Raw genomic sequence first — 15505 nt, 5'->3', positions numbered from 1 at the left:
ACTCGAACGAATGAGCCATGTGGATGCGTGAGTTCACCGGACGAGTGAGCCACCGGACGCAGTACCGGCCGAGGGCTTCCCGCACCCCCGGCCGACCTGCGGGCCCCCAACCGCCCCCCGGGCGCCCGCCCCACCCCCGGGCGCCCGCTCCCCGCAACCGTCACGCCGCCGCCTTCACCTCCGGCCCGTTGCCCTCCCGCACCGGCTCCGCCACCACCCGGCGCCGCCGGGCCAGCGTGCCGACCGCCGGGTTGGCCACGCCCCACGCCGCGCCCTTGCAGATGAGTTCCTTGTAGACGGCGGCGACTCGTCCCGTCAGCGCGGCGCTCACCGCGCGGTCGTCGGCGGTGACGTACTGGATGAGACCTTCCTTGCGGCCCAGCGAGATGCACTGGTTGAAGTAACGCACCGGCGTGGTCGGCACCTTCGCCCCGGTCAGCCGCGCCGCGATGGCGTCGGCGGCCTGCCACGCGGTCGGGACGCCCGACGCGCACGACATCCGCAGCGGCTTGTCGCCGGGGCCCATCACCATGGCCGCGTCGCCGATGGCGTACACCTCGGGGTGCGAGACCGAGCGCATGCTCCGGTCGACGACGATCTGCCCCGTGCCGTTGACCTCCAGGGTCGTGGCCTGCGCGATCGGGTGGACGGCGAAGCCGGCGGTCCAGACGGTCACCGCGGCCGGGACGACCGCGCCGTCGGAGGTCGTGACGTGGTCCGCCTCGACGGCGGCGACGGCGGTGTCCTCGTGGACCGTGATGCCGAGCTTGTCGACGACCTTCCGCAGGTGCCCGCGCCCCTTGGGCGAGAGCCAGTCGCCGAGGCCGCCGCGCACGGCGAGGGCGACGTCGAGGTCCGGGCGGGCCTCGGCGATCTCGGTCGCGGCCTCCACGCCGGTGAGACCGCCGCCGACCACGACCACGGGCTGTCCGGCGCCAAGGCCGGCCAGGCGTTCGCGCAGCCGCAGCGCTCCCGGGCGGCCGGCGATCTCGTAGGCGTGCTCGGCCGTGCCGGGCACACCGTGGTCGTTCCAGCCACTGCCGAGGGCGTACACGAGGGTGTCGTACTCCAACTCCTCGTACGACGGCTCCTCGTATCCCAGCCCTTCGCGCTCCAGCCCCTTGGCCCCCGCGGCCCCGTCCACGGCGACCACGCGGACCGTCCGGCGGTCTGCGTCGACGCCGGTGACCCTGCCGAGCTTCAGCGTGACGCCGGTCCCCGCGAACATCTCGCTGAACGGCCGCGGCTTGAGCGACTGCCCGACCGCGAGCTGGTGCAACCGCACGCGCTCGACGAAGTCGGGCTCGGCGTTGACGAGGGTGATCGCGACATCGTCACTGTGCAGTCGCTTGGCGAGACGTCCGGCGGCGGTGGCTCCGGTGTAGCCGGCCCCGATGACGACGATGCGGTGCTGCATGTCCGTGCTCCTGTCTCTTCAGCGGATTCGCCCCTTGAACCGAGCGGCCCACCGATCCCTGACAGGTGTGCGATGTGAAGCACGTCACATCGCGGAGACCCACCGCACTCCGCCTCATTTCGCCGGGCGGCGGGCCTTCCCGCCGCCGCCCCTCGACCGGACCGTCAGAACGCGCTGAGCAGCAACGGCTCCCCGTGGTCCTCCGCCGCCCAGACCCTGGTCGCCCGTTCGAGCTTGTCGGGGTTGACCTGGTTGCGGAACGCGGCGATGCCCTCGGGCGTCACCTCCAGGCAGATGACGCCGATGACCCGGCCGTCGAGCACCGCCAGGATCGCCGGGTCGCCGTTGGCGAACGAGCCGTAGATCTGCGGCGAGCCACCGGTCAGCGCACGCTTCGCCTCGCTCGGCTTGAACAGACCCCGCATGAACTTGGCGACCGCGAGCGCCCCCTCGAACGCCTTCGCGCGGGCCGGGATCTTCCCGCCGCCGTCGCCGATCGCGATGGAGTCCTGGGTGAGCAGCCGGACGAGCGGCTCGGTCCGGCCGCTGGTGGCGGCCGCGAGGAACTCGTCCACGATCCGCCGCGCGGTGGCCTCGTCCACCTCGGTACGGGCCCTGCCCTCCGCGACATGCTTCTTCGCGCGATGGAAGATCTGCTGGCTGGCCGCCTCGGTGATGTCGAGGATCTCGGCGATCTCCGCGTGCCGGTACTCGAAGGCCTCCCGCAGCACGTACACCGCCCGCTCGTTGGGCGACAGCCGCTCCAGCAGGACGAGTACGGCGTACGACACCGACTCGCGCTGTTCGGCGGTGTCGGCCGGGCCGAGCATCGGGTCCCCGGCGAGCAGCGGCTCGGGCAGCCACTGGCCCACATAGGTCTCGCGCCGCGCGCGGGCCGAAGTGAGCTGGTTGAGGCACAGGTTGGTGAGCACCTTGGTCAGCCACGCCTCGGGGACCTCGATCCGTCCGACGTCGGCGGACTGCCAGCGCAGGAACGTCTCCTGCACGGCGTCCTCCGCCTCGCTCGCCGAGCCGAGCAGGCGATAGGCGATGGCCTCCAGGCGGGGCCTGGACGCTTCGAACCGGTCGACGTCGTTCGTGGTCAGGGCCATGACGCCGGATCCTAACTCCACCACCGCCGACCGCATCAGGGCGCCATGTCCGGACTCGCGCCAAGTCCACCCCAACCCCACAACCAGGAGACCTACGTCACACATCTCACCCACGCCTCCCACAGCCGTGATCGATCCGCAACCAATTCCGGGCTTGACCGAGACCCATCAACCCCCCACGTGATTACGCTCCGGACCATGGCCGACACCCCCCGACACGTCCCACCCCCGGACAGTCCCGCAGCTGAGCGCCCCGCCACGGAGCCCCCCGTCACCGACCGCCCCGTCTATGTCATAGGCGGCGGACCCGGCGGACTCTCCGTCGCACACGCCCTGCGCGCCCGGGGACTGCGTGCCGTCGTGCTGGAGAAGTCGGACCGGGTCGGGGCCTCCTGGCGGCGGCACTACGACCGCCTGCGACTGCACACCACCCGGCGGCTGTCGGCCCTGCCCGGGCTGCCGATGCCGCGCCGGTTCGGACGCTGGGTGACCCGCGACGACGTCGTGCGGTACCTGGAGAAGTACGCCGAGCACCACGACCTGGAGATCGTCACCGGCGTCGAGGTCTCCCGCGTCGAGCCCGCGCCCGACGGCTCCGGCTGGCTGCTGCGCGCCACCGGCGGACGTGAACTGACCGGCGCCGCCGTCGTCGTGGCCACCGGCCACAACCACACCCCGCGCATTCCGCACTGGCCCGGCCGCGACACCTACACCGGCGAGTTCCTGCACGCCGGCGAGTACCGCAACCCGGCCCCGTACACCGGCCGCGACGTCCTCGTCGTCGGCATCGGCAACACCGGCGCCGAGATAGCCGTGGACCTGGTCGAGGGCGGCGCCTCCCGGGTACGGCTGGCGGTACGGACCGTGCCGCACATCGTCCGCCGCTCCACCGCCGGCTGGGCGGCCCAGTTCACCAGCATTCTCGTACGGCGGCTGCCGGTCCGCCTCGTCGACCGGCTCGCCCGGCCCATGGCGAAGCTGAGCGTGCCGGACCTGGCCGAGCAGGGCCTGCCGCGCCCCGACAGCGGGCTCTACAGCCGGGTCCGGGAAGGGGCGATCCCGGTTCTCGACGTCGGCCTCATCGACGCCGTGCGCAAGGGCCGGATAGAGATCGTGGCCGCCGTCGACGGCTTCGAGGGCGAGAAGGTCGTCCTCGCCGACGGCACCCGCGTCTCGCCGGACGTCGTCGTCGCGGCCACCGGATACGTCCGCGCCCTGGAGGACCTCGTCGGCCACCTCGGCGTCCTCGACGAGCACGGCAGACCGGTCGTCCGGGGCCGCCGCACCCCCGCCGACGCCCCCGGCCTGTACTTCACCGGCTTCACCAACCCCATCAGCGGCAACCTCCGCGAGATGGCGATCGACGCCCAGAAGATCGCCAAGGCCATCGCCGGTGACCGCGACGACCGCCGACGGGCCTCCCGGCTGCCGGTGACATAGCCGCCCTCAACTCTCCTACGCAGATCTCCTGTTACTTGTGAGTCATAAGTTGCGGGAGATCTCTGTACCGCGCCCTCGTGCGGAGCCAGAATGTGAGCCCTGTTCAGCTTTTCGGCTCCACTTTCCAGCTCCACTCCCTCTCGCTACGACGGAGGACGCACGTGGCACGCGAAAGACAACTCTCCCGCCGCTCCCTGCTGGGCGGCGCCGCCGCCACCGCCGGCGCCGCGGCCCTCACCGCCGCCGGCCCGGCCTCGGCCGCCGGGGCGCATCGCCAGGCCGACGTCGCGATCGTCGGCGCCGGCCTCGCCGGACTCACCGCCGCCCGCGACCTGGTGGCCGCCGGCAGGTCCGTCGTCGTCCTGGAGGCGCGCGACCGGGTCGGCGGCCGGGTGCTGGGCCTGAACCTGGCGGGCGGCGGCGTCACCGAGGGCGGCGGCGAGTTCATCGGCCCCACCCAGGACCGCATCCGGGCCCTCGCCGACTCTCTAGGCGTACAGACCTTCACCACCTACAACACGGGGAACAACCTCCTCTACAAGGACGGCAGGAGGACCCCGTACGCCACCGACGGCATCCTCGGCTCCGTCCCGCCCATCGACGCGGCCGGGCTCGCCAACGCCGCGATCGTGCAGGCCAAGCTCGACGACCTGGCCAAGCAGATCCCGGTCGACGCGCCCTGGACCGCCGCGAAGGCCGACGAATGGGACCGGCAGACCTTCGAAACGTGGCTGCGCGCCAACGCCGTGATCCCGTCCGCCAAGTTCCTCTTCGACGTGGCCTGCACGTCGATCTTCTCGGCCGAACCCAGCGAACTCTCCTTCCTGTTCGTGCTCTTCTACATCGCCGCCGCCGGCAACTCCGCCAACCCCGGCACCCTGGAACGCCTCACCGAGACCGCGGGCGGCGCCCAGGAACTGCGCTTCGTCGGCGGCTCCCAGCTGGTGCCGATCAAGCTCGCCGCCACGCTCGGCGACCGGGTGGTGCTCGGCGCCCCGGTGCGCACGATCGCCAGGTCCGGCGCCAGTTACGTCGTGACGGCCGACGGCATCACGGTCACCGCGGGGAAGGTCGTCGTGGCCGTGCCCCCGCCCATCGCCGCCCGCATCACCTACGACCCCCTCCTGCCGGCCGCCCGCGACCAGCTCACCCAGCGACTGCCGATGGCCTCGGTGGGCAAGGCCATCGCCATCTACGACACCCCCTTCTGGCGTGCCGACGGCCTCAACGGCCAGGTCGTCAGCGACACCGGCGTGATCAGCTCCACCTTCGACAACTCCCCGCCCGACGCCTCCTTCGGCGCCCTGATGGGCTTCATCGAGGCCGACGAGGCCCGCAAGCTGGACGCGGCGAGCGAGGCCGAGGTGCGGGCGGCGGTGCTGAAGGACTACACGACGTACTTCGGCGCGAAAGCGGCCTCCCCCACCTCCTTCGTCCTGCAACGCTGGAACAACGAGGCCTACACCCGCGGCGGCCCCGTCTCCATCGCCGCACCCGGCGTCCTGACCCGGTACGGCCCCGCCCTGCGCGAGCCGGTCGGCGGCATCCACTGGGCCGGGACGGAGACCTCCACGTACTGGATGGGCTTCATGGACGGGGCGGTGCGGTCGGGCGAGCGGGTGGCGAAGGAGGTGCTGGCGGTGCTGTGAGTGCGCCGCCGGGGCTCCTCCTGGCACCTGCTCCGCCGGGCGCGGAGTGCTGTTCCGCTCAACTTTGCGTGCACAGCCGTTCCTGACTGAGTGTCAGTTCCTTTAATCTGACACTGCGTCAGTTAATCGCTGTCACACAGGAGCGGGCGGACCGATGCTTGGATCAACCCACGGCACCCTCACCACCGACTCCCGCCGGGCCCGGGTCATCGCCTGTGGCGAGCAACCCGGGCCCGCCGTCCACGGCCGGCCCGCCGAGGTCGACGATCTCGACGTCAGCGGCCGTCCCCTGTACTGCGACGTGCCCGAACTGGACCGTCTCTTCCGGCCCGAGTCGGTCGCCGTGATCGGCGCCTCCGACGCCGAGGGCCGGCCGAACACCGGTGTCACCCGCCAGCTGATCGCCTGGTCCGAGCGGGTCGGCGCCCGGCTCCACCCGGTGCACCCGAGCCGTACGTCCGTCTTCGGCATCCCGTGCTCCGCTGCCGTCGCCGACCTGCCCGAGCAGGTCGATCTCGCCGTGCTGCTGGTCGCCGACCCCCTGCCGGTGATCGAGGAACTGGCCGAGACCAAGGTGAAGTTCGCCGTCGTCTTCGCCTCCGGGTTCGCCGAGACCGGCGAGGAGGGCGCCGCGGCGCAGGACCGGCTCACCGCCGCCGTCGAGCGGTCCGGGATGCGGCTCCTCGGCCCCAACACCAACCTCAACGCCTTCGAGCGGTTCCGCGACGACCTCGACGGTCCCGCGATCGCCCTCATCACCCAGTCCGGCCACCAGGGCCGTCCCGTCTTCGCCCTCCAGGAGCTCGGCATCCGCCTGTCCCACTGGGCGCCGACCGGCAACGAGGCCGACCTGGAGTGCGCCGACTTCATCTCCTACTTCGCCGAGCGGCCCGAGGTCGGCGCCATCGCCGCCTATGTCGAGGGCCTCAAGGACGGCCGCGCCTTCCTGCTGGCCGCCGACCGCGCCGCCCGCCGCGGTGTGCCGGTCGTCGCGGTCAAGGTGGGCCGCACCGAGACCGGCGCCCGCACGGCCGCCTCGCACACCGGCAAGCTGACCGGCGCGGACGCGGTGGTGGACGCGGCGATGCGGCAGTACGGCGTGATCCGCGTCGACGGCCTCGACGAACTCCAGGACACCGCCGCCCTGTTGGCCCGCGCCAGGCCGCCCCGCGCCGACGGCGTCGTCGTCTACTCCATCTCCGGCGGCACGGGCGCGCACTTCGCCGACCTGGCGACCGAGGCGGGACTGCGGCTGCCGGCGCTGTCGGAGGCCAAGCAGGCCGAGCTGCACCAGTGGATACCCGAGTACCTGAGCGTGGCCAACCCCGTCGACAACGGCGGCCACCCAGTGGGCGACTGGCGCGGCCGGAAGATCATCGACGCCATCCTCGACGACCCCGCAGTGGGGGTGCTGATCTGCCCGATCACCGGGCCCTTCCCGCCCCTCAGCGACCGGCTCGTCCAGGACCTGGTGGACGCCGCCGAACGCACGGACAAGCTGGTCTGCGTGGTGTGGGGATCGCCGGTCGGCACCGAGCCCGCCTACCGCGAGGTCCTGCTCGGCTCCTCGCGCGTGGCGACCTTCCGCACGGTGGCGAACTGCATCACCGCCGTGCGCGCCTACCTCGACCACCACCGCTTCGTCAGCGGCTACCGCTCCCCCTTCGACGAGGCCGCGCGCACCCCCTCGCCGTCCTGCCGCAAGGCGCAGGCACTGATGCGCCCGGGACAGCAGCTGAGCGAGCACGCGGCGAAGCAGCTGCTGCGGGCGTACGGGATCCGGGTTCCGCGCGAGCAGTTGGTGACCAGCGCGGCGGCTGCCGTACGGGCTGCGGGGCTGGTCGGCTACCCCGTGGTGATGAAGGCGTCCGGCGCGCGGATCGCCCACAAGACCGAGCTCGGCCTGGTCAAGATCGGGCTGACCTCCGCAAGCCAGGTCCGCGACGCCTACCGCGAACTGACCGACATCGCTCGCTACGAGGACGTCTCCCTGGACGGCGTCCTGGTCTGCCAGATGGTCGAGCGGGGCGTCGAGATGGTCGTGGGCGCCACGCACGACGAGCTGTTCGGGCCGACCGTGACGGTCGGGCTGGGCGGGGTGCTGGTAGAGGTGCTGAACGACACGGCCGTACGCGTGCCGCCCTTCGGGGAGGAGCAGGCCCGCGACATGTGTGCCGAGCTGCGCGGGCGGGCCCTCTTCGACGGGGTCAGGGGGCGGCCCCCGGCGGATCTCGACGCGCTCGTGGAAGTCGTCCTGCGGGTGCAGCGCATGGCACTGGAACTCGGGGACGAGCTCGCGGAGCTCGACATCAACCCGCTGATGGTGCTGCCCAGGGGCCAGGGCGCGGTGGCGCTGGACGCGCTGGTGGTGTGCCGCTGACATGACTACCGACCGTGAGATGAGCATGCCCGATTCCCCCCGTGCGTCCGTAAATTCCGTCGATTCGTTGGTACACCACGCCACTGACAGTCAGGTCTGCCGCATCACCCTCAACCGGCCCGACGCCCTCAACGCCATCACCCCCGGCCAGCGCGACCGCATCATCGAGCTGCTCGCCGGCGCCTCCGCGGACCCGGACGTGCGGGCGGTGGTGCTGACGGGCACGGGCCGCGGCTTCTGCGCGGGCGCCGACCTGCGCGGGACGCCGGCCGGCACGGAGCGGGTCGCCGGTGACGTCGCCCGTACGATCCGGCTCGGCGCCCAGCGGCTGATCGCGGCCGTGCTGGACTGCGAGAAGCCGGTGATCGCCGCCGTCAACGGCACCGCGGCCGGCATCGGCGCGCATCTGGCGTTCGCCTGCGACCTCGTACTGGCCGCGGAGTCCGCACGGTTCATCGAGGTGTTCGTACGGCGCGGCCTCGTCCCCGACGGCGGCGGCGCCTACCTCCTCCCGCGCCTGGCCGGCACCCACCGCGCCAAGGAACTGATGTTCTTCGGCGACGCGCTCACCGCCGCGGACGCGGAGCGGCTGGGCCTGGTCAACCGGGTCGTCCCGGACGGGGAGCTGGACAAGACGGCCCGCGAGTGGGCGGACCGCCTCGCCGCCGGCCCGACCCGCGCGCTCGCCCTCACCAAGCAGCTCGTCAACGCCTCCCTGGAATCCGACCGCGTCTCGGCCTTCGCCGCGGAGGCGGCCGCACAGGAGATCAACATGACGACGCGGGACGCACGGGAGGGCGTGGCGAGCTTCGTGGAGCGCAGGAGCCCCGAGTTCAAGGGACGTTGACGCCGATTCGCTCTCACCCGGCCTGTCGCCCTCCGGAGCGTCGGCCGTGCCCCCCACCCCATGTGCGCAGCGCGAGCACGGTGTTCCCGCACCCCCGCACACCCCTTCCAATCTGACGAGTCGTCAGTTTCAATGGGTCTCGTGATGGGACACGCAGGGATGGCGGCCGCCGCCGTCCGCTATCTGAGGTCGGCCGACGCACCGCCCGTGCAGGCGCTGCCGCGCCCGGCGTTGCGCTGTGTCGGCGAGGACGAACGCGCGCCGATCCCGCAGGACGAGTTCCGGCGGGTGCTCGGCAGCTTCGCGACCGGCGTGGTCGTCGTGACGGCCCCGGCCGGCACCGAGGCCCCGCACGCTCCCGCGGGCTTCGCCTGCCAGTCCTTCTCGTCGCTCTCCCTCGACCCGCCGCTGGTCGCCTTCATGGTCGGCCGTACGTCGGCGACATGGCCGCGCATCGCCCGCGCGGGCGTGTTCTGCGTTAACGTGCTGAGCGCCGGCCAGGGCGGGCTGTGCCGCGCCTTCGCGGTGAGCGGGGCGGACAAGTTCGCCGGGGTGACCTACGACGCCGCCCCCGTGTCCGGCTCCCCCCGCCTCGCGGACACGCTCGCGTGGATCGACTGCACGATCCACGCGGTGCACACGGGCGGCGACCACCTCATCGTCGTAGGACGGGTGGACGCCCTCGGGGTGAGCGACGGGGACGAACCACCGCTGCTGTTCCACAAGGGGCGGTTCCTTTAGCCCCGTCCGGTTCCTAAGCCGCCATCCCCACCGCCACCGGCTTCCGCCTGATCACCAGCGCCATCAGTGCCGCCGCCGCGCACAGCGCCCCGGACGCGTACCAGACCATGTCGTACGTGCCGAAGACGTCCCGCGCGACGCCGCCGACGAAGGCGACCAGTGCGGCGCCCACCTGGTGGGAGGCGAGGACCCAGCCGAAGACGATCGCGCTGTCCTCGCCGTACTGCTCACGGCACAGGGCGACGGTCGGCGGGACCGTGGCGACCCAGTCGAGGCCGTAGAAGACGATGAAGAACAGCATCGGCGGGTGGACGCTCGGCGCGAGCAGCATCGGCAGGAAGAGCAGGGAGATGCCGCGCAGGGCGTAGTAGACCGCGAGCAGGCGGCGCGGTTCGAAGCGGTCGGTGAGCCAGCCGGAGAAGATCGTGCCGACGACATCGAAGACGCCGATGACCGCGAGCAGCGAGGCGGCGGCCGTGACGGGCATGCCGTGGTCGTGGGCGGCGGGCACGAAGTGGGTCTGGATGAGGCCGTTGGTGGAGGCGCCGCAGATCGCGAACGTGCCGGCCAGCAGCCAGAAGGGGCCGGTGCGGGCGGCCGAGAAGAGGACCGTGACGGCCCGGCGGGCGGCGCCCTGCGCGGGCGGCGGCTTCGGCACGAACTCCTGCGAGCCGTACGGCGCAAGGCCCACGTCGGCGGGGTGGTCGCGCAGCAGCAGCCAGACGAAGGGGACGACCGTGAGGGCGGCGAGGGCGACCGTGACGGCGGCCGGGCGCCAGTTGCCCGCGTCGACCATCAGGGCCAGCACCGGCAGGAAGATCAGCTGGCCGGAGGCCGAGGCGGCGGTGAGGATGCCGGTGACCAGGCCGCGCCGCTCGGTGAACCAGCGGTTGGTGACCGTGGCGGCGAAGGCCAGCGCCATCGAACCGGTGCCGAGTCCCACCAGCAGGCCCCAGCACAGCAGCAACTGCCAGGCCGCCGTCACCCAGTACGTCAGTCCCGAGCCGACCGCGATCAGGGTCAGGGCGGCCGCGACGACCCTCCGGATGCCGAAACGGTCCATCAGTGCGGCGGCGAAGGGGGCGGTCAGGCCGTACAGGGCCAGGTTGATGGAGACGGCAGCCCCGATCGTGCCGCGTGACCAGCCCAACTGCTCGTTCAGCGGGTCGATGAGCAGTCCCGGCAGGGAGCGGAAGGCGGCCGCGCCGAGGATCGTCACGAAGGCGACGGCGGCGACGAACCAGGCGCGGTGGATACGGGGACGACGCGGCCTCGTCGGGGACGTGGCCGCGTTGGCGGCGGTGGCGGGGGTTGTCTGCGTCACGACAACGAGCTTCGGGCCTGCGCCACCCCGGAGCCATTGGCCCGAAGGACAGCATTCGTTAGGATCGAGCCATGAGCAGTGAGCCGGAGCACCGTACGCCGTCGGATTTCCGCCCGCACCGCGTGGTCGTCCTCGCGCTGGACGGACTGCTCCCCTTCGAGCTGGGCATCCCGCACCGCATCTTCGGCCGCCCCAAGGACGCCCGCGGGCGGCACCTGTACGAGGTCGTGACCTGCTCGATCCGGCCGCCGGGCACCGTGCGGACCGACGCCGACTTCGCCATCCAGGTCGAGCACGGCCCCGAGGCGCTGGCCACCGCCGACACCGTGATCATCCCGGCGTCGTACGAGCTCGGCCCCGTCTTCGAGGAGGGCGTGCTGACCGACGAGCTCGCCGCCGCGTTCGCCCGCATCCGTCCCGGCACCCGGCTCGCCTCCATCTGCACCGGCGTGTACGTCCTCGCCGCGGCCGGCCTGCTCGACGGGCGCCCGGCGACCACCCACTGGGCCGACGCCGAGCGCTTCCAGCGGCTGTTCCCGCGCATCGAGGTCGACGCGGACGTGCTCTTCATCGACGACGGCGACGTGCTGACGTCGGCCGGGGTCGCGGCCGGGATCGACCTGTGCCTGCACATGGTGCGCCGCGACCACGGCACGGCGATCGCCACCGAGGTGGCCCGCCGCACGGTCGTACCGCCCCATCGCGACGGCGGCCAGGCGCAGTACATCCACCGCCCGGTCCCCGACCCGCAGCAGTCGTCCACGACCACGGCCCGCGCCTGGGCCCTGGGGCGGCTCCACGAGCCCATCCAGCTGCGGGACATGGCCGACCAGGAGTCCATGTCGGTGCGCACCTTCACCCGCCGTTTCCGCGAGGAGGTCGGCAGCAGCCCCGGCCAGTGGCTCACCCAGCAGCGCGTGGAACGCGCCCGGCACCTCCTGGAGTCCACCGACCTCTCGGTCGACCAGGTCGCGGACGCCGCGGGCTTCGGTACGGCCCAGTCGATGCGGCAGCACCTACAGACGGCACTCGGGGTCACGCCCACCAGCTATCGGCGCACCTTCCGCGCCGCCGGCAAGGCCGACCGCCAGGTCACCGGGCGCACCTGAGACGTCCCGCCGGGCCTCGCCCCACCAGCCGAGCACGGTGAGCAGCAAGGTCAGCGACACACCGGCCAGGACGGCCGTGGACGGCGCGACCACCTGGAGCAGGCCGCCCGCGAGGGATCCCGTCGCCGCGTAGCCGGCGCCGGCGGCCGCGTACAGCACGGAGTACCCGGCGGCCAGGGCGCTCTGTGGCAGGGCCTCGCGCAGGGACAGGTTGCGGGTGATCAGCGCGCCCGACTGGAGCACGCCGGCGAGGACGAGGGCGACCGTGATCCCCGCGGCGCCCGGTATCAGCGCGACCAGCGCCACGAACACCGCCATGCCGCTGATCAGCACCGCACTGCGCGAGCGCAGCCGCCCCGGCCAGGATCGCAGGCCGTACAGGAACGCACCGAGTCCCGCCCCCACGGCCATGCCGGCCAGCATCGGACCGGACCAGCCCACGCCGATGCCGCGCTGCTCCAGCAGTGCGGGGAGGGTGAGTTCGGTCAGGCCGAGCAGGGTGATGCTGGCCGCGCCGGTGACGTACACCGGCCAGGCGTGCAGCAGTACGCGGGTCTTCGCCCGGCCCGTGTCGCCGTCCTGGTCGCCGCCGGCCCAGCCCGCCGGCAGCAGCCAGTGGCCCGCGATCGACGACGCCATGCAGACCGCCGCGAGGAGCAGCGGCACCCGCGGCGCCACCGCGAGGGCCAGTCCGGCGACGGCGACCGGGGAGACGGCCCACACGCCGGACATCAGCATCGACTCGGCGGACAGCGCCTGTGCCACGGCGCGCTCCGGGACCAGGGACGTGAGCAGCGCGCGCTGTCCGCCGGCGGCCGCCGAGGGGGCGGCCCCGGCCAGGAACGCGAACGCCCCCAGCACCACGGGGTGCGAATCGGCGAATATCCCGAGTCCGGTGAACCCCAGCGCCCCGCCCGCGAGTCCGACGACCAGATGACGCCGGCCGCGGGCCGGGTCCAGCCGCATCCCGAGGACCGGGGCGCCGATGATCTCGCCGAGCACATAGGCCGCCGCGAGCGTCGCGCCCAGGGTGTAGCCGCCGGGCCGCTCCCGCACCAGGAACACCAGCGCGAGCGGCGTCATGGCGACCGGCATACGAGCGGCGACGGCGGTCAAGGCCCAGATCAGCACCTGCTTGGTGGCGACGTCTCGATAGGTCATGAAGATGACGGTAAGTGCCGCCGCCGACAACACGGCAGCCGTTTTCCGGGCCTGTGGAAAACCCCGCCGCGTGGTCCCCGGGACCTCGGAGCGTCAGAACGTCAGCACCCCGCGCGCCACCTTCCCCGCCTCCGCGTCCGCCGCCGCCCTTTCGAACTCCTCCACCGGGTACGTCTGAGTCACGAGCTCGTCCAGCATGAGCCGCCCGGCCCGGTACAGCTCGGCGTACAGCGCGATGTCCCGCTGCGGCCTCGACGACCCGTAGCGGCAGCCCAGGATCGACTTGTCCAGGTACATCGAGGACACCAGGAAGGACGCCTCGGCGGTGGCGGCCGGCACCCCGAGCAGTACGGCCTGCCCGTGCCGGTCCAGCAGATCGACGGCGGCCCGGATCAGCTCGACGCGCCCCACGCACTCGAAGGTGTGGTCGGCGCCCGTCGGCAGCAGGTCCCGCACGCCCTCCACCGACGTCAGGAAGTCCGTCGCCCCGAACTGCCGCGCCACCGCCTCCTTCGCCGGGTTGGCGTCGACCGCCACGATCCGCAGCGCGCCGGCGATCCGCGCCCCCTGGATGACGTTGAGCCCGATCCCGCCGGCGCCGATCACGACGACCCGGTCCCCGCGGTCGACCCGCGCCCGGTTCAGCACGGCGCCCACCCCGGTCAGCACCCCGCACCCGATCAACGCGGCGGACGGCAGCGGAATGTCCTTCGGGATCCGCACCACCTGCACGGCCTTCACCACGGTCCGTTCGGCGAAGGCGGAGTTGGACGCGAACTGGAACACGGCCTGCTCGCCCCGCCGGAACGGCCTTCCCGGCCGCCCTATGGCCTGCCGGCACATGGTCGGCCGCCCCCGGTCGCACTCGGCGCACGCACCGCAGTTGGCGAGCGTGGACAGCGCCACATGGTCCCCGGGTTCGACATGGGTGACCCCCACACCGACGGCCTCCACCACCCCCGCGCCCTCATGGCCCAGCACCACAGGAACGGGGAAGGGTATGGTCCCGTCCACCACCGACAGGTCGCTGTGGCACAACCCGGCCGCCGAGACGGCGACCAGCACCTCACCCGGCCCCGGATCCCGTACCTCCAGGTCGTCCACGACCTCGACCCGCTTGCCGTCGAACATCACTGCGCGCATCAGACGACCCCCTTGGGCTCCCTGGGCAGACCGAGCACCCGCTCGGCGATGATCGTGCGCTGAACCTGGTCGGAACCGCCGTAGATGGTGTCGGCGCGGGAGAACAGGAACAGATGCTGGGCGTCGTCGAGTTCGTACGGAGTCGAGGGCGCCCACTCCCGCGGCCCGGCGCTCGCCGACGCCCCGCGCACCTGCATCGCCAGTTCCCCGAGCCGCTGGTGCCAGCCGCCCCACAGCAGTTTGGCCACGCTCGGCGCGCCCGCGTCGCCCGAACTCCCCAGCGTCCGCAGGGCGTTCCACCGCATCACCCGCAACTCGGCCCACTGCCGCACCAGCCGGTCCCGTACGACGGGATCCTCCACGGCACCGGACCGCACGGCAGCTCCCACGACCCGCGCCAACTCGCCGGCGAAGCCGATCTGCTGGGCGAGCGTGGAGACCCCGCGCTCGAACCCGAGCAGACTCATCGCAACCTGCCATCCGGCGCCCTCACCGCCGACGACGTGCTCGGCGCGCGCACCGTCGAAGTAGACCTCGTTGAACTCGCTGGTGCCGGTCATCTGCCGGATCGGCCGCACCTCGATACGCCCCGGCTGGTCCATCGGGACGAGCAGGAAGCTCAGTCCGCGGTGGCGCCGGGAGTCCGGCTCGGTGCGGGCCAGCACGAAGCACCAGTCCGCCTCATGGGCGAGGGAGGTCCAGATCTTCTGCCCGGTGACGCGGTACGTCCCGTCCGAGGCCCGCTCGGCCTTCGTACGCACCCCGGCGAGGTCCGACCCGGCCCCGGGCTCGCTGTACCCCTGGCACCACAGCTCCTCGCCGAGCGCGACCGGCGGAAGGAACCGCGCCTTCTGCTCCTCGCTCCCGTGCGCGAGCAGCGTCGGTGCGAGCAGCTTCTCCCCGATGTGCCCGGACCGCGCAGGTGCCCCCGACCGCGCGTACTCCTCGGCCCACACGACCTGCTGAGTGAGCGTGGCGACCCGGTTCCCGAACCCGCCCTCCCCCCACCCGAGCCCGATCCACCCGGCCTTCCCGAGCGCACGCTCCCAGGCACGACGTTCCTGCGCACCCCCACCGTGCTCACAGAGCCACGCCCGCGCGTCCGCGCGGAACTCCTCATCCCCGGCGGTGAATCCAAAGTCCACGGCAACCTCCCAAGCGACGGTCGGATGTCCCACCTCA

At 72.6% G+C, this 15505-nt stretch carries 12 protein-coding genes; 6 read left to right on the top strand and 6 right to left on the bottom strand.

The window, feature by feature from the left end; all coding sequences use genetic code 11:
• Nucleotides 1–160: 160 nt before the first annotated feature.
• Both CP983_RS24155 and sigJ read right to left on the bottom strand, forming a co-directional pair.
• On the bottom strand, nucleotides 161–1417 hold the full coding sequence (locus CP983_RS24155; RefSeq protein ID WP_150501727.1) for an NAD(P)/FAD-dependent oxidoreductase: 1257 nt from the start codon (nucleotides 1415–1417) through the stop codon (nucleotides 161–163).
• Nucleotides 1418–1581: 164 nt separating this feature from the next.
• A complete protein-coding gene (gene sigJ, locus CP983_RS24150; RefSeq protein WP_150501725.1) occupies nucleotides 1582–2529 on the bottom strand; it encodes an RNA polymerase sigma factor SigJ in 948 nt (315 codons plus the stop codon).
• A 198-nt stretch (nucleotides 2530–2727) separates the two neighbouring features.
• Here sigJ and CP983_RS24145 point away from each other — a divergent pair, with 198 nt between their 5' ends.
• The 5 genes from CP983_RS24145 to CP983_RS24125 all read left to right on the top strand — a co-directional run bounded on the left by CP983_RS24145 (nucleotide 2728) and on the right by CP983_RS24125 (nucleotide 9586).
• On the top strand, nucleotides 2728–3969 hold the full coding sequence (locus tag CP983_RS24145) for a flavin-containing monooxygenase (RefSeq protein ID WP_150501723.1): 1242 nt from the start codon (nucleotides 2728–2730) through the stop codon (nucleotides 3967–3969).
• A 161-nt stretch (nucleotides 3970–4130) separates the two neighbouring features.
• Nucleotides 4131–5618, top strand: coding sequence for a flavin monoamine oxidase family protein (locus CP983_RS24140; protein WP_150501722.1), 1488 nt, complete (start codon nucleotides 4131–4133; stop codon nucleotides 5616–5618).
• A gap of 154 nt (nucleotides 5619–5772) precedes the next feature.
• Nucleotides 5773–7998: an acetate--CoA ligase family protein gene (locus CP983_RS24135; protein WP_150501720.1), complete on the top strand. Its 2226-nt coding sequence runs from the start codon at nucleotides 5773–5775 to the stop codon at nucleotides 7996–7998.
• A gap of 25 nt (nucleotides 7999–8023) precedes the next feature.
• Nucleotides 8024–8845 (top strand): enoyl-CoA hydratase/isomerase family protein, encoded by an 822-nt coding sequence (locus CP983_RS24130; protein WP_150506840.1) that lies wholly within the window; start codon nucleotides 8024–8026, stop codon nucleotides 8843–8845.
• A 144-nt stretch (nucleotides 8846–8989) separates the two neighbouring features.
• Nucleotides 8990–9586, top strand: a complete 597-nt coding sequence (locus tag CP983_RS24125; protein WP_229914809.1) for a flavin reductase family protein — start codon at nucleotides 8990–8992, stop codon at nucleotides 9584–9586.
• Nucleotides 9587–9599: 13 nt separating this feature from the next.
• Here CP983_RS24125 and CP983_RS24120 read toward each other — a convergent pair whose 3' ends face one another.
• Nucleotides 9600–10910 carry an MFS transporter gene (locus tag CP983_RS24120; protein ID WP_150501718.1) on the bottom strand — a complete coding sequence of 437 codons (1311 nt, stop codon included), beginning with the start codon at nucleotides 10908–10910 and terminating at the stop codon, nucleotides 9600–9602.
• A 71-nt stretch (nucleotides 10911–10981) separates the two neighbouring features.
• Between CP983_RS24120 and CP983_RS24115 the strand changes: the two genes are divergently transcribed.
• A complete protein-coding gene (locus tag CP983_RS24115; RefSeq protein WP_150501716.1) occupies nucleotides 10982–12019 on the top strand; it encodes a GlxA family transcriptional regulator in 1038 nt (345 codons plus the stop codon).
• Here the strand turns inward: CP983_RS24115 and CP983_RS24110 are convergent.
• The 3 genes from CP983_RS24110 to CP983_RS24100 all read right to left on the bottom strand — a co-directional run bounded on the left by CP983_RS24110 (nucleotide 11927) and on the right by CP983_RS24100 (nucleotide 15468).
• Nucleotides 11927–13180, bottom strand: a complete 1254-nt coding sequence (locus tag CP983_RS24110; protein WP_107906273.1) for an MFS transporter — start codon at nucleotides 13178–13180, stop codon at nucleotides 11927–11929. The two genes, CP983_RS24115 and CP983_RS24110, sit on opposite strands and share 93 nt — an antisense overlap.
• A gap of 93 nt (nucleotides 13181–13273) precedes the next feature.
• On the bottom strand, nucleotides 13274–14323 hold the full coding sequence (locus CP983_RS24105) for an alcohol dehydrogenase catalytic domain-containing protein (RefSeq protein WP_150501714.1): 1050 nt from the start codon (nucleotides 14321–14323) through the stop codon (nucleotides 13274–13276).
• On the bottom strand, nucleotides 14323–15468 hold the full coding sequence (locus tag CP983_RS24100; RefSeq protein WP_150501712.1) for an acyl-CoA dehydrogenase family protein: 1146 nt from the start codon (nucleotides 15466–15468) through the stop codon (nucleotides 14323–14325). The genes CP983_RS24105 and CP983_RS24100 overlap by 1 nt, the downstream gene beginning before the upstream one ends.
• Nucleotides 15469–15505: the final 37 nt, after the last annotated feature.

It is taken from the genome of Streptomyces chartreusis, assembly GCF_008704715.1.
GTDB lineage: Bacteria > Actinomycetota > Actinomycetes > Streptomycetales > Streptomycetaceae > Streptomyces > Streptomyces chartreusis.
Note: the sequence above shows the minus strand (reverse complement) of the source record. Positions and strands in the feature narration are given on the sequence as shown.